The following is a 13,875-nucleotide window of genomic DNA, read 5'->3' on the forward strand; positions in this document are numbered from 1 at the left end:
AAGACATGGCGATGCTTCCGGATCTGCTGAAGAAGGCGATCGAAATGGGCGCGTCCGACCTGCACATCACCGCCGGCACACCTCCCCAGGTCCGTGTCCGCGGCAGCCTGGTCCGTCTCGAGATGCCGGTGTTGACGCCGGCCGAGACCAAGCAGATCGCCTACAGCGTGCTGACCGACCTGCAGAAGAAGCGCTTCGAGGAGACGCTCGAGCTGGACTTCTCGTTTGGCATGCGCAACCTGGCGCGTTTCCGCTGCAATGTGTTCAGCCAGCGGGGCGCCGTCGGAGCCGTGTACCGGGTGATTCCGGAACTGATCCGGAATCTCAAGGACCTGGGACTCCCCCAGGTCGTCTCCATGCTCGCCGATCGACCCCGCGGCCTGGTCCTGGTAACCGGGCCAACCGGCAGCGGAAAGAGCACGACGCTCGCGGCGATCATCGACAAGATCAACATTGAGCGGCATCACCACATCCTGACAATCGAGGATCCCATCGAGTACATCCACGAGCACAAGAACTGCCTGGTCAACCAGCGCGAACTGCTCGGTGACACCCAGACATTCGGGGCCGCGCTGCGCTCCGCCCTGCGCGAAGACCCCGACGTGGTGTACATCGGCGAGATGCGCGACCTCGAGACGGTCGAATCCGCGCTCCGCATTGCGGAGACCGGCCACCTGACGTTCGCCACGCTGCACACCAACTCGGCCTCCCAGACGGTCAACCGGATCGTCGACGTGTTTCCGGCGCATCAGCAGACCCAGATCCGGACACAGTTGTCCATGGTGCTCGAGGGGATCGTCTGCCAGACGCTGCTTCCACGGGCGGACGGCAAGGGGCGGGTGGTCGCCGTTGAGGTGTTGATCCCGACGACGGCGATTCGGAACCTGATCCGCGAGGACAAGGTCCACCAGATCTACTCGTCGATGCAGGCCGGCCAGGAAAAGGCGGGGTCGCAGACGCTCAACCAGTCGCTGGCCAGTTTGTACTATGCTGGCGCAATCTCACTCGACGTCGCGCGCGCGGCGTCTTCGTCGAAGGATGATCAACCGGGGTGCCGGCACGGTGCCGGGGGCAGGGACCGGACGGCCTGTCGGGCGCGCTGGAACACGTGAACGGGGATAAGGCATCATGGCCACATTTGCGTATACCGGACGGAAGCGTAGCGGAGAGATCGTCAGCGGCGAACAGGTCTCCGATACGACGGAGAATGCTGTCGCCGCACTGCGGAAAGAACAGATCCTGGTGACCAGGATCAAAGCGGTCGACGCCAAGGCCCTGCCCGTCGTCAAGGCCCTCAAGCGAGGCAAGAAGGTCAACGCCAAGAATCTGGCGATCTTCACCCGCCAGTTCTCCGTGATGATCGACGCCGGCCTGCCGCTGGTGCAGTGCCTTGAGATCCTGGGCAATCAGGAAGAGGACAAGCACTTCGCGCAGACGATTCTGGAAACGCGCGGCGACGTCGAATCCGGCGCGTCGCTGGCCGATGCGATGCGGAAACACCCGGGCGCGTTCGACGGCCTGTTTACGAACATGGTGGCCGCCGGCGAGGCAGGCGGTATTCTCGACGCCATCCTCAAGCGGCTGGCGGTCTACATCGAGAAGAACGTCAAGCTGAAGGGTCAGGTCAAGTCGGCGATGATCTACCCGGTCGCCGTGATTTCGATTGCGGTCATCGTCATCATCGTCATCCTCTGGAAGGTTATCCCGACGTTCGCCGCCCTGTTCGCGGGTCTCGGCGCGCAACTGCCGCTGCCCACCCGCGTGGTCATCTGGCTGAGCGGCGCGGTCGTCACGTTCATGCCCGTCATCATCATCTTTGCGGTGGGAGGCAGCTACGGGCTGAAGCAGTACTACCGCACGAACGGCGGGCGCCATACGATTGACAGGCTGGCTCTGCGCGCTCCCGTGATCGGCGGGATCCTGCGCAAGATTGCCGTCGCCCGATTCTGCCGGACATTGTCGACCTTGATCAGTTCGGGGGTGCCGATTCTCGATGGCCTCGACATCACCGCCAAGACGTCGGGCAACGCCATCATCGAAGACGCGATTCTGAAGACGCGCGCCAGCATCGAGCGCGGCGAGACCATCGCGCAGCCGCTCAAGGAAACGGGCGTGTTTCCGAGCATGGTCAGCCAGATGATTGGTGTTGGTGAGGCGACCGGCGCGCTCGACACGATGCTCGCCAAGATCGCCGACTTCTACGAGGAGGAGGTCGATACGGCTGTCGCCGGCCTGCTCACGTTGATGGAACCCATGCTCATCGCCTTCCTCGGCGGCGCGGTCGGCGGGATCGTGATCGCGATGTACCTGCCGATCTTCGATCTGATCAGCAAGCTCACCTGATCGGGGGCAGGGCATGGCCGAGGGTCTGTTGCGGCGAACGCTGATCGCGCTGATGATCGTCCGCCTCGTCATCAGTGCGGTGTTGCTGGGATCCGCCGCGTTCATCCAGTGGAGCGCGGCACCCGGCAGCCAGCTCTGGCCGCTCTATGGCTTGATTGGGCTCACCTTCGCGCTCTCGATCCTGTACGCGACCGTTCTGAAGCCTTCGGCTCGGCACCCCTGGTCGCTCGACCTCCAGTTGGCCCTCGACACGCTCACTGTGGCGGCGTTCGTTTGGGTTACTGGCGGGATCACGAGTTACTTCTCCTCCCTGTTCGCGCTGCCGATCATCGCGGCCAGCATCTTCCAGCATCGGCGTGGCACGCTCCTCGTCGTCGTGCTCGGTGTGCTGCTCTACGCCGCCATGGTCAGTGTCCAGTATGCCGTTCCAGGCGCGGCCTCGTGGGTCGGTTGGGCCGGGATTTCGCTTCCGCTCCCCAGCTGGCAGGTGGCCCTCTACACCGTAGCGATCAACGCCGTGGGGTTCCTGGCCGTTGGGGCGCTCAGTGCCTCGCTGGCAGGCCGCCTCAAGCGCCGCGATGAGCAACTGGCCGAGGCGTCAACCGAGATCGCCAGCCTCCAGGCGTTCAGCCACCACATCATCAACAGTTTGACGATGGGGCTTGTCACCACCGATACCGGCGGCCGCGTCCTGACGTTCAATCGGGCAGCCGAGGCCATTCTCGGCAGACGGGCCTCAGACACGCTGGGCAGCCAGGCGGCGCACGTGCTGCAGTTGCCCCCGGCGTTCGCGGCCCAACTCGACGGGCACGCCGACTTGGCGGGCAACCGCCGGGCCGACTATCGGTACGAGCGCGCGGACGGCACCACCATCGACCTAGGCCTCAGCGTCGCGCCGTTTCTCGCTGCCGACGTGCGCGCCGGGTTCGTGTTCTCGTTCCAGGACGTGACGCTGTTCCGAAAGCTCGAACGCGATGCCCGGATGCATCAGCGGCTGGCGGCCGTTGGCGAAATGGCGGCCGGGATTGCCCACGAGATTCGGAATCCCCTGGCATCGATGTCGGGGTCGATCCAGTTGCTTCGTCAGGAACTGCAGTTGACCGAGGACCAGGCGCAGTTGATGGACATCGTGCTGCGCGAATCGGATCGCCTCAACCGGACGATTGGCCAGTTCCTGGCCTACGCCAGGCCCCGGCGCTTCAACGTCGCGCGCTTCGACGTCCGGCTGGCGGTTCGCGATACGGCTCTCCTGCTCCGACATGGCACCGGCGTCGATGAGCGCCATTCAATCGACGTCGATGTGCCGCCGGATGCCGTCTGGTGCGAGGCGGATGAAGGGCAGGTAAAGCAGATCCTGTGGAACCTCGCCACCAACGGGATCCGCGCCATGCCGGATGGCGGTCGTCTTCGCCTGGCCGCGCGGTTCGGTCCCGACCAGCTCGAGGCGATTCTCGAAGTCCAGGATGATGGGGTCGGCATTTCCGAAGGCGAACTCGACACGATCTTCCAGCCGTTTCGCAGTGGGTTCGCGCAGGGGACCGGACTCGGGATGGCGATTGTCTATCGCATTGTCAACGACTACGGCGGAGAGATCCGGGTGACGTCGCAGCCGGGAGCGGGGACAACCGTCCAGGTCAGACTTCCCGTCCAGGTCAAGGTCGCCGTTCAGGCACAAGCCCAGGGAGCGTAACCACTGATGACGACCGACACCCCAGCCCCGACGGACCCGCGCGGCCGCATCCTGGTTGTAGACGACGAACGATCCATGCGGGAATTGCTGCACATCGTGCTGCGGCGTGAGGGCTATACCGTGTTTCTGGCGGAGAACGGCCAGACCGCTCTCGCCACGCTGGAGCGGGAGCCCATCGATTTGCTGATTTCCGACATCAGGATGCCGGACATCAGCGGGGTTGAGCTGCTGCGGGCCGCCAAGCAGAACGACCCGGATCTGGTCGGCATCATGATTACCGCCTTCGCGTCGACCGAGACGGCCGTCGAGGCGTTGCGTCTGGGTGCGTACGACTACCTGACCAAGCCGTTCGATGTGGAGGAACTGAAGGCCAAAGTCCGCAACGCGCTCGAGCGTCGAAGCCTGCGCCAGGAGAACGTGCTGCTCAAGCGGACCCTGCGCACCGGGTCGGTCTTTTCGAACATCGTCGGCCGCAGCAAGCCCATGGAGGCCGTCTTCGATCTGATCGAGACCGTCGCGCCCACCAACAGCACGATTCTCGTGACGGGCGAATCGGGCACCGGCAAGGAACTGGTCGCCCGGGCCATTCATGTGCACTCCATGCGGCGTGATCGGGCGTTTGTCGCGCTCAACTGCGGCGCGTTGCCAGAGACCCTGTTGGAATCGGAGTTGTTCGGGCACATGCGCGGCGCCTTCACAGGAGCCGCCGTGACCAAGAAGGGGCTGCTCGAGATGGCGGAACACGGCACCGTGTTTCTCGACGAAATCTCCGAGATGAGTCCGATGATGCAGGTGAAGCTGCTTCGCGTCCTGCAGGAGCGCACGTTCCGCCGGCTCGGCGGGGCAGAGGAAATTGTCGCCGACATCCGGATCATCACCGCAACCAACTGCGATCTGTCGCGGCTGGTCGCCGAGGGGAAGTTCCGCGAGGACCTGTTCTATCGAATCAACGTGATTCCGATCGCGTTGCCGCCGCTGCGCGAGCGGCGGGAGGATATTCCGCTGCTGGCCGAACACTTTCTGGCGAAGTACCGAGGCCAGATGGGAAAGTCCATCGAGGGAATCTCGCCCGACGTGGTGACGTGCCTGGAGGCGTTCGGGTGGCCTGGCAACGTCCGGCAACTCGAGAACGTTATCGAGCGTGCGGTTGCGCTCGAGCGAAGCCCCGTCATTCAGCTCGACAGCCTCCCGGCGGACCTTCGCGTGCCTGCCGTCGCCCCTGGCTCGGCCGAGCCGGGCGAAGGCGCAACCCAGCTGCCGCCTCAGGGCCTCGACCTCCCTCGACTCCTGGAGGCGCAGGAGAGGGAATACGTAGCACAGGCGCTCAGCCAGGCTGGCGGCCGGCACGACCGCGCTGCCCAGTTGCTGGCGATCAGCCCACGCCAGTTCCGATACCTCCTCGACAAGCACCAGCTCAGGTAGACGTTCGCGCCATCTCAGTGACATTTCTTGGCATTCAAGACGCCGCACGTTGTCATTGGCGTGTCGCTGACCGGCAGCATTCGTCTCGTGCTGTATCGACCAACGCCTTTGTGCACAACGAGTTACGCGTGTCTATGTTCCGAGGCGACCGTGTGGTACCAGGTTTGCTTTCTAGGTTGGCGCCAGGCAGCCACCGGGCGCGACGTTCGCGCGGGTGACTGCGGCTAAACAGGAATCACGCAAATCCGTCAACCGAGCAGGAACGAAGGAAGAAGGAGCAGGAACATGAGAATCCGTAGCAACAAGGGCTTTACACTCATCGAGTTGCTGATTGTCGTCGCGATCATCGGCATCATCGCCGCCATCGCCATCCCCGGCCTGATGCGTGCACGCATGGCCGGCAACGAGACGTCAGCGATCGGTTCGCTGCGTGCGATTAACAGCGGCCAGGCCACCTACGCCGCGTCGGCCGCGAGCGGCGGCTACTCGCCCTCTCTCATCACGCTCTCGAGGCCGTGCGGTGGTGCAGTTCACGTTGGCGAGGGGTTCCTTTCGGCCGATCTCACGACCCTCGACACGAACGACAAGAGCGGCTACAGGATCACGATGGCAGCGGCGACCGACCCGGCGGCGGTGGCTGGTCCGGTCGACTGCAACGGGACAGACACTGTCACCGGCTACTACGCGACGGCGGTGGCCTTGACCGTAGGCACGTCTGGCCAGCGCGGGTTTGCGACGAACCAGGGCGGCACGATTTTCCAGGAAACCGCAGGGACTGCGCCGACTGAGCCGCTCGGCGTGGCCGGCACTGTCACTGTGATTCAGTAACCACGCCCCGGGCGTGAGGTTTTCGGGGGATGCCCGTGTGGGGCGTCCCCCTTTTTGTTGCCAGCGCTTGACGACAAGCCCTAAAGCCGCTACAACTGCGGGAGGCAAGGGGTGCCATTCCTACCATGTCGAAAGTCGTCCGCCGCATCCTCCTTCTGTTGACCCTGGTCGGACTGGCCTCGTCTCTCGCATCGCTGTACGTGCACGTTCAACTGCTGCGACAACCAGGCTACGTCAGCTTCTGCGACGTGAATGCGGCGGTCAGCTGCACACAGGTGTACCAAAGCCAGTACGCCAACGTGGCGGGCGTGCCGGTCGCGCTGTTCGGCGCGTTGTGGTACGCGGGTGTGATGGTGCTGCTGGCCGGGTCGCGCTGGGGCTGGCCGAGCCTGCGCGAAAGCGCCGTGGGGTACGTCTTCGTACTCAGCGTGTTGGGCCTTGGTGCCGTGCTTTACTTTGCGTACGCGTCGCTTGTCATCCTCAAGATCGTCTGCGCGATGTGCATCATCACCTATGTCGCGGTGACTGGTGTATTTCTCACTTCAGGTGCAAGGATACCGTTCCCCATGATCACGATTCCCCGCCGATGCTGGCAGGATTTCAGGACGGCGCTGACCAGCCCGTCCGCCATAGGTGTTGTCCTGGTGTTCATTGCGTCTTCGACCGCGGCGATCGCCTTCATGCCTCGCCATGGCGAACTCCAGGCGTCACCCGTCCAGCAGGCTGGCGGCGATCGCACCAGCGAGTTCATTCGCTTCTGGGAATCCCAGCCGCGTGTGCAGGTGCCGGTCCCGGCCGAAGGCGCGAGTGTCGTCATCGTCAAGTTCTCCGACTACATGTGCCCGGCGTGCGCGCAGAGTTACCTGGACGACAAGCCGATTCTGGCGAAGTACCGGGCGGAGTACGCCGGCGTGGTCAAGTTCATCACGAAGGACTACCCGCTCGAGACGGAGTGCAACGCCAACCTAAGGCAGGATCTGCACCTCGCGTCGTGCGAGTCGGCAGTCGCGGTGCGGCTGGCGCGGCTCAAGGGGCGGGGCGACGCGATGGAAGACTGGCTGTATACGCGAAACCAGGCGCTTACGCCCCCCATCGTACGGCAGGCCGCGCGTGACATCGGCGGCGTGCCGGATTTCGACGAGCAGTATCAACTGGTGCTGAATCAGGTGAAGAGCGATATCGGGCTGGCGACGATCCTCGGCATCAACCGGACACCGACCTTCTTTATCGGACACCGCGATCCCGGCACAGATACGGTCGTGTACGTCCGGAACGAGGGCGCGCTTCCGCCTCAGTACTTCGAGCTGGCCCTCCAGTACGAACTGAAGAAGGCCGGCAAGATCAAGCCCTGATCAATGGCTGCAATCCAGACAGACAGTCTCACCAAGGACTATGCCGTCGGCTTCTGGCGCCCGCGTCCGTACCGGGCCCTCGACGGCGTGACGCTGCGCGTGGAAGCCAACGAGGTCTTCGGTTTCCTCGGCCCGAACGGCGCTGGCAAGACGACGACTCTGAAGCTGCTGATGCAGTTGATCTATCCCTCGTCCGGCCGCATCTCGATCCTCGGCCGGCCCGCCGGCGATCTCGACGTGCGGCGCCGCGTCGGGTTCCTGCCGGAGGCCCCGTACTTCTACGACTACCTGACGGCCGAAGAACTGCTCGAGTACTTTGCCGGACTGTTCGGGATCAGGAATCCGGAACGCCGGAGACGGGTCAGCGATCTGCTCGATCGCGTGGGCATCGGCGGCGAACGGCGGCTGCCGATGCGGAAGTTCTCCAAAGGCATGCTGCAGCGCGTCGGCCTCGCACAGGCTCTGATCAACGAACCCGAGGTCGTGTTCCTCGATGAGCCGATGTCGGGACTCGACCCGATCGGGCGCCGCGACGTCCGCACCATCATCCTGAGCCTCCGCGACCGCGGGTGCACGGTGTTCTTCAGTTCGCACATCCTGTCGGATGCCGAAACGCTCTGCAGCCGCGTGGGCATCTTGGTCGGCGGGAGGATGGTGGCGGCCGGCAGCATGGCGGAGATGCTTGCGTTCAAGGTCGAGGGGTGGGAATTGGTGGCGACCGGCATCGATCCGGTCGCGCTTGGCACGCTCGGCGGAGCGGTGCGCGGCGTCGCGGAGGCTGCCGATGGTCGATGCACGGTCGACCTCGCGCCGGACTGCGAGCCCGAACGCGTCATCGCGGCGATTCACGATCGAGGCGGCCGCGTGGTCTCGCTCAATCCGCTTCGCGCGACACTCGAAGATGTCTTCATGCAACAAGTCAAAGCCAGCCAGACCGCGGCGCCGGCCGGGCGGTTCATGCCGGAGGGTTGATGCCGCGCGTCATCCTGCTTGTCGCCTACCACGTCTTCAAGGAATCCGTGCGGGACAAGGTGTTGTACAACCTCGTCCTGTTCGCGACGCTGATGATCTCGGCGTCGTACCTGGTCGGGCAACTGACGGCGGGGCAGGACATCAAAATCATCAAGGATCTCGGCCTGGCGGCCAGCGCCGTGTTTGGACTGTTCATTGCCGTCTTCATCGGCGTGGGCCTGGTCTGGAAAGAAGTCGATCGCCGCAGCGTCTATAACGTCCTGGTCAAGCCGCTCCGCCGCCACCACTTCATCGTCGGCAAGTTCATCGGCCTGGCCCTGACACTGCTGGTCAATCTCGCCGTGATGGCGACCGCCGTCTACCTGGTGCTGGCCGTCATGGCCTGGACGCAGCCGGCGTTGGCCAACGCCGCCATGGTCGATGCGCCAGTGGTTGACCCGAACCTGCTCAAGGCATTCCTGCTGATCTACGTTCAGCTGCTCGTCGTCACCGCGCTGGCGTTATTCTTCTCGACCTTCTCGAGCCCGATGCTGTCGGCCGCCTTGACCTTTGGTCTGTACGTGGTCGGCCACTTCAACGCCGACCTGGCGCATTTCGAGAACGTCGTCAAGTCGAGAGCCGCCGCGCAACTGGCGCGTGCGCTCTACTACCTGTTGCCGAATCTCGCGCCATTCGATATCAAGACGGCGGTGGTGCACGGCCAGGCGGTCCCGGCTGGCTACCTGCTGCTGACGAGCGGGTACGGCCTGCTCTATGCGGCTGCCGTCCTCGGGCTGGCGATGCTGGTATTTGCCAGGCGCGATTTCAAATGAGCGCTGACGCCGCGGCACTCTCGGGCCGGCCTAACCGACGCCAGATAGTGGTGGCCTTGGTTGCCTGGGCGTTGCTGACGGGCGCCGCCCTCGGCCTGCAGGCCGTGCGAGAGACCCGCTATCGCATCGAATCGGGTGACGCCACGTTGCTCTACGTCACGTCGGGGGCGTCCGCGAACCGCCTGGCGTTGTCGTTCCATGCGCTTCTCGCCGACGTGTACTGGATCCGGGCGATTCAGCACTACGGCGACACCCGACTGTCAACCAGTCCGAACAAGCAGTACTCAGCGCTCTACCCGCTGCTGGACCTGGCGACCAGCCTCGATCCGCAATTCACCGTCGCGTACCGTTTTGGCGCGATGTTCCTGGCGGAGCCGTTTCCCGGCGGCCCGGGCCGGGTGGACCAGGCGATCACCCTGCTGAACAAAGGACTCGCCGCCGAGCCTGCGAAGTGGCAGTACGCGCAGGATGCCGGCTTCGTGTATTACTGGTGGCTGCAGGACTACAAACAGGCGGCGATGTGGTTCGACAAGGCGAGCCAGATCGAGGGAGCACCGTGGTGGTTGCGATCATTGGCCGCGACAACCCTGGCACAAGGCGGCGATCGGCGGTCGTCCAGAGTGCTGTGGATGCAGTTGTACGAGACCGCGGAGAACGACTGGGTCAGGACCACCTCCCGGCTCAGACTCGCCCAACTCGACGCGCTTGACGAGATGGACCAACTCGCCGTCCGGGTGGCCAGATATCAGCAGATCGCCGGTCGATTCCCGGCGGGCTGGGAGGCCTTGCGCGCCTCTGGCCTGCTCGGTGCGATTCCATCCGATCCGTCGGGCGCGCCGTACGTGCTGGACCCGACGCAGCCTGGCGGAGTCACCATCGCTCAGTCGTCGAAACTCTATCCGCTGCCGCCTCAGTTTGTGCGAAAGGCAGGTCCGCCATCGTGATGCTTCTCTGGCTGTTGACCCTGGCAGGCGTGCTGGGCTTGTGCATCGGCAGTTTTCTCAACGTGTGCATCTATCGGCTGCCGCTCGAGAAGTCGCTGGCGTGGCCGGCCTCGCACTGTCCGACCTGTTCGCAGCCGCTCAAGTGGTACGACAACGTGCCGATCGTCGCGTGGCTGGCGCTTGGCGGAAAATGCCGATCGTGCGGGACGCGCATTTCCGTCGTCTACCCGTTCGTGGAGGCGTTCACCGGCGTGATGTTCGTGTGGGCGACCTGGCAGTACGGCATCGATTGGCTGCTCGCGTCGCGGCTGGTGTTCGGCTGCGCGCTAATCGTGCTCTTCTTCATCGACCTCGAACATCGCATTCTGCCGAACGGGATTACGATCCCCGGCACCGTCATCGGTTTCCTGTTCAGCTTCGTGGCGCCGCCAGGCTGGGTGTCGTCGCTCATCGGGCTGGTGGTCGGCGGGCTGATTCCGCTTGTGGTCGCGGAGATCTACTACAGGGTGCGCCGGATCGAAGGCCTCGGCATGGGTGACGTGAAGATGCTCGCGCTGGTCGGCGCGTTTCTCGGCTGGCCGCAGGTGCTGCTGACGCTGGTGGTCGCGTCTCTTCTTGGTTCGATCGTCGGTCTGCCCCTCGCGATCCGCCAGCGCGACATGAAGGCGTCGATGCCGTTCGGCACCTTTCTCGCCATTGCCGCCATGTTCGCCGCGACCGCCGGAGACTCGGTGATCGCCTGGTACCTCGGGTTCTATCGGTAGCGCAGAACAATGTCATCGAAAGGGCGCCATGAATGGCGCCCCTACAGGATGAAACCGACCGACGTGTCGTAGGGGCACGGCATGCCGTGCCCGCCCCTTTGGCGTGGCGGGTTCGGATGCACTTCCTGCAGTCCGCCGCGTCGCCCAACGTCGCAGTTTCTGCCATCTCACCGATCCCGCGTCTTTCGCCTCGCTTACCTGCACGGCTGCGAACGGCCCATTTCTTCGGGCGACATTCGTCGAGCGCGCGGAAGGCGAATTGACCCCGACTTCTGGCCTGCCGATTGCAGTGCCCATCGTCGTGCAGCGCCCGCTCGACCACTCCGGATCGACCCTGATTGAGGCACTGGTGGCGATCGCCATTCTCACGACAGCGATCGTGTCGCTTGCGGGGCTGGCCTCGGTCGCCGTTCGGACGATCGCGCTGACAGGCGAGCGCACCGCCGCGGCCATTCTGGCGGCACAAAAACTGGAGGAGCTATCCGCCGCACCAGGGCCGCTGTCGCCTTCGCCGCCAGACGCAGTGAGCCACGACGCAGCCGGGTTCGTCGAGTACCTCGATGCCTCCGGTGCGATCGTGGGCTCCGGCGATGCAGCGCGCAGCGCGCGTTACGTACGCCGCTGGGCGGTAACTGCGCTCCAGGCTGATCCGTCTCTCCATCTGATCCACGTTGCCGTCTCGCCGTGCCGTCGGGCGGCGGCAAGCGCCGGCGAATGCGGCGACGCCCGTGGCACGGTGCGACTCGCCACCGTTCGGTCGGGTGAGGCATGGTAAAGCGGGCCGGCGGATTTACGCTCGTTGAGTTCATCGTCTCGGCCGCGGTGACCCTGGTGGCGGTGAGCCTGGCGGTCGTGCTGGTCATCCCGGCCACCGGGGCGTTCCAGTCGCTGCCCGAAGCGGCCGACCTTCAACAGCGCATCCGCGTGGCCGCCGATGCGCTCAGGTCCGATCTCACCTCGGCCGGCGGAGGGTTCAGCCTCGGATGGGGCGCCGCGGGCGCGTTGACGTGGCCAGCCGTGCTGCCGTGCCGATGGACCGGCGTGCCGCTGTCGTCGGTCGCCGGCGGGTGCGCGAGGGCCGACAGCATCACGCTCTTGTCGATGGCGTCCGAGGCGCCTCAGGCACTCACGGATGTGGTCGTCAACGATCCCGTCTTGCCGATCGGGCTCGTGCCGGCATCGGCGTGCACTCTGGAGCGAGCGGCGTGCCGGCTTCACGCCGGCAGCCTGATGCTCATCGCCGATGGCACGTCGGCCTTTGACCTGTTTACGGCCACAGCCGTCTCCCCTGATGGTGGTCAGGTGACCCATGCCTCCAACCCGCTATCGGGGTTCTACGCAGCCGGGGCCCTGGTTGGCGAAGTCAGCGCGCGAAGCTACTACCGCGCCGTCGAATCGGCGACAGGCATCCCGCAACTGCGCCGATCCGAGGGCGCAGGTCTCAGCCTCCCGGTGGTCGATCACGTCGTCTCGTTGTCGTTTCAGTACTTCGGCGATCCGGCGCCTCCGGTTGTGATCAGTCCGGACGACCCGGTGAGGCGGACCGTCTCGTACGGCCCGAGTCCGCCACTCAGGGGTACGGATAATCCGCTCGACGCCTGGCCAGCCGGAGAGAACTGCATGTTCGCCGATGACGGAGAACACCAGGTGCCGAGATTGGCGGCATTGCCGGCTGACGCTTCAAGGCTGGCTCCACTGCCGCTATCGATGTTTGCCGATGGTCCCTGGTGCCCTGACCCCGGCTCACCGAACCGATACGATGCGGACCTGCTCCGGATTCGGCTCCTTCGCGTGACCCTGAGACTGCAGGCCCAGTCGGCCAGCGTCCGGGGCCTGTCCGCAGCGTGGTTCAGCCATCCCGGCCTGGCGCGCGACTCGACACGCCTTGTCCCGGACGTGGAGGTGACATTCGATGTGGTCCCGCGATCGATGCGCAGGTGACGCGGCGGGCGGCGGCAAGCCCCGCGAGACCCGACGGACACAGCAGAGCGGTGCCGCCCTCATCACGGTGCTGGCCATGCTGATGCTGGTCTCGACGATCGGCCTGGGCCTCGCGCTCACCACCAGTCTCGAACCGGCCATCGCGTCGGCGCACGAGGCGTCCCTCAGTTGCGGGTATGCGGCTGAGGCTGGCCTGGCTATCGCGCTCCATGAACTTGGCGGCGTGGCCGACTGGAACCTGGTGCTATCTGGGCAGGTCGGATCCGCCATTCTCCAGACCGCTGCCGACACTGGCCTGCTCCTTCCGGACGGCACCCAGGCCGATGTGGGAAGCCTCACCAATCTCGCCAATTGCGGCCACGCCGCAGCCTGCACCAACCTGGAACTCGACGCCTTCACGACAGATCGGCCGTGGGGTCCGAACAATCCCCGGTGGCAGGTGTTCGGCCACACCCGACTGGATCAACTCGGGTCCTTCGATCTCGCGCCGCTTCCGTGCGAGGTGATCGTCTGGGTCGGTGATGATCCAGCGGAACTGGACGGCGACCCGCTTCGCGACAGTGAGCCCGCCCCAGATGGCGCGCGTCGGCCGGGCGCTGGCGTCATCATGCTTCGCGCGGAAGGATTTGGCATCCGCGGCGCCCACAGGGTGGTCACCGCGACCATCAGCCGTTCTCCGGGAGCGGACTCGAGGCCCCGTGCGGTCGCGTGGCGGGCAGTCCGGTAGGGCTGACTATTCACCAGCATGGATTCGACCGATAATAGAGATCGTCCGGGAGTGTCTCCTGGCCGCTTCGGGAGCAAAGC

At 64.9% G+C, this 13,875-nt stretch carries 12 protein-coding genes and 1 pseudogene; all 13 read left to right on the forward strand.

Annotated elements, in window-relative coordinates:
- Positions 1–5: 5 nt before the first annotated feature.
- Positions 6–1,112, forward strand: a complete 1,107-nt coding sequence (locus NTV05_00805) for a type IV pilus twitching motility protein PilT (protein ID MCX6542934.1) — start codon at positions 6–8, stop codon at positions 1,110–1,112.
- Positions 1,113–1,128: 16 nt separating this feature from the next.
- The gene (locus NTV05_00810) at positions 1,129–2,343 is read left to right on the forward strand and encodes a type II secretion system F family protein (protein MCX6542935.1); all 1,215 of its coding nucleotides are present in this window, start codon (positions 1,129–1,131) and stop codon (positions 2,341–2,343) included.
- Between the two features lie 13 nt (positions 2,344–2,356).
- The gene (locus NTV05_00815) at positions 2,357–4,033 is read left to right on the forward strand and encodes an ATP-binding protein (GenBank protein ID MCX6542936.1); all 1,677 of its coding nucleotides are present in this window, start codon (positions 2,357–2,359) and stop codon (positions 4,031–4,033) included.
- 6 nt (positions 4,034–4,039) lie between these two features.
- Positions 4,040–5,455 carry a sigma-54 dependent transcriptional regulator gene (locus NTV05_00820; protein MCX6542937.1) on the forward strand — a complete coding sequence of 472 codons (1,416 nt, stop codon included), beginning with the start codon at positions 4,040–4,042 and terminating at the stop codon, positions 5,453–5,455.
- Positions 5,456–5,746: 291 nt separating this feature from the next.
- Positions 5,747–5,830: pseudogene (locus NTV05_00825) on the forward strand (prepilin-type N-terminal cleavage/methylation domain-containing protein).
- A 578-nt stretch (positions 5,831–6,408) separates the two neighbouring features.
- A complete protein-coding gene (locus NTV05_00830; protein MCX6542938.1) occupies positions 6,409–7,635 on the forward strand; it encodes a thioredoxin domain-containing protein in 1,227 nt (408 codons plus the stop codon).
- Positions 7,636–7,638: 3 nt separating this feature from the next.
- Positions 7,639–8,607, forward strand: coding sequence for an ABC transporter ATP-binding protein (locus tag NTV05_00835; protein ID MCX6542939.1), 969 nt, complete (start codon positions 7,639–7,641; stop codon positions 8,605–8,607).
- Positions 8,607–9,419, forward strand: coding sequence for an ABC transporter permease subunit (locus NTV05_00840; GenBank protein MCX6542940.1), 813 nt, complete (start codon positions 8,607–8,609; stop codon positions 9,417–9,419). Before NTV05_00835 ends, NTV05_00840 begins: the two co-directional genes overlap by 1 nt.
- The gene (locus NTV05_00845; GenBank protein MCX6542941.1) at positions 9,416–10,363 is read left to right on the forward strand and encodes a hypothetical protein; all 948 of its coding nucleotides are present in this window, start codon (positions 9,416–9,418) and stop codon (positions 10,361–10,363) included. The genes NTV05_00840 and NTV05_00845 overlap by 4 nt, the downstream gene beginning before the upstream one ends.
- Entirely contained in the window at positions 10,363–11,127 is a 765-nt protein-coding gene (locus tag NTV05_00850) for a prepilin peptidase (GenBank protein MCX6542942.1), read from the forward strand. Before NTV05_00845 ends, NTV05_00850 begins: the two co-directional genes overlap by 1 nt.
- A gap of 259 nt (positions 11,128–11,386) precedes the next feature.
- Positions 11,387–11,902: a hypothetical protein gene (locus NTV05_00855; protein MCX6542943.1), complete on the forward strand. Its 516-nt coding sequence runs from the start codon at positions 11,387–11,389 to the stop codon at positions 11,900–11,902.
- Positions 11,896–13,068, forward strand: a complete 1,173-nt coding sequence (locus tag NTV05_00860; GenBank protein ID MCX6542944.1) for a hypothetical protein — start codon at positions 11,896–11,898, stop codon at positions 13,066–13,068. The genes NTV05_00855 and NTV05_00860 overlap by 7 nt, the downstream gene beginning before the upstream one ends.
- Positions 13,040–13,795 (forward strand): pilus assembly PilX N-terminal domain-containing protein, encoded by a 756-nt coding sequence (locus tag NTV05_00865; protein ID MCX6542945.1) that lies wholly within the window; start codon positions 13,040–13,042, stop codon positions 13,793–13,795. The genes NTV05_00860 and NTV05_00865 overlap by 29 nt, the downstream gene beginning before the upstream one ends.
- The last annotated feature ends 80 nt before the right edge of the window (positions 13,796–13,875 follow it).

The sequence above is a fragment of the Acidobacteriota bacterium genome, assembly GCA_026393755.1.
Lineage (GTDB): Bacteria > Acidobacteriota > Vicinamibacteria > Vicinamibacterales > JAKQTR01 > JBAXOX01.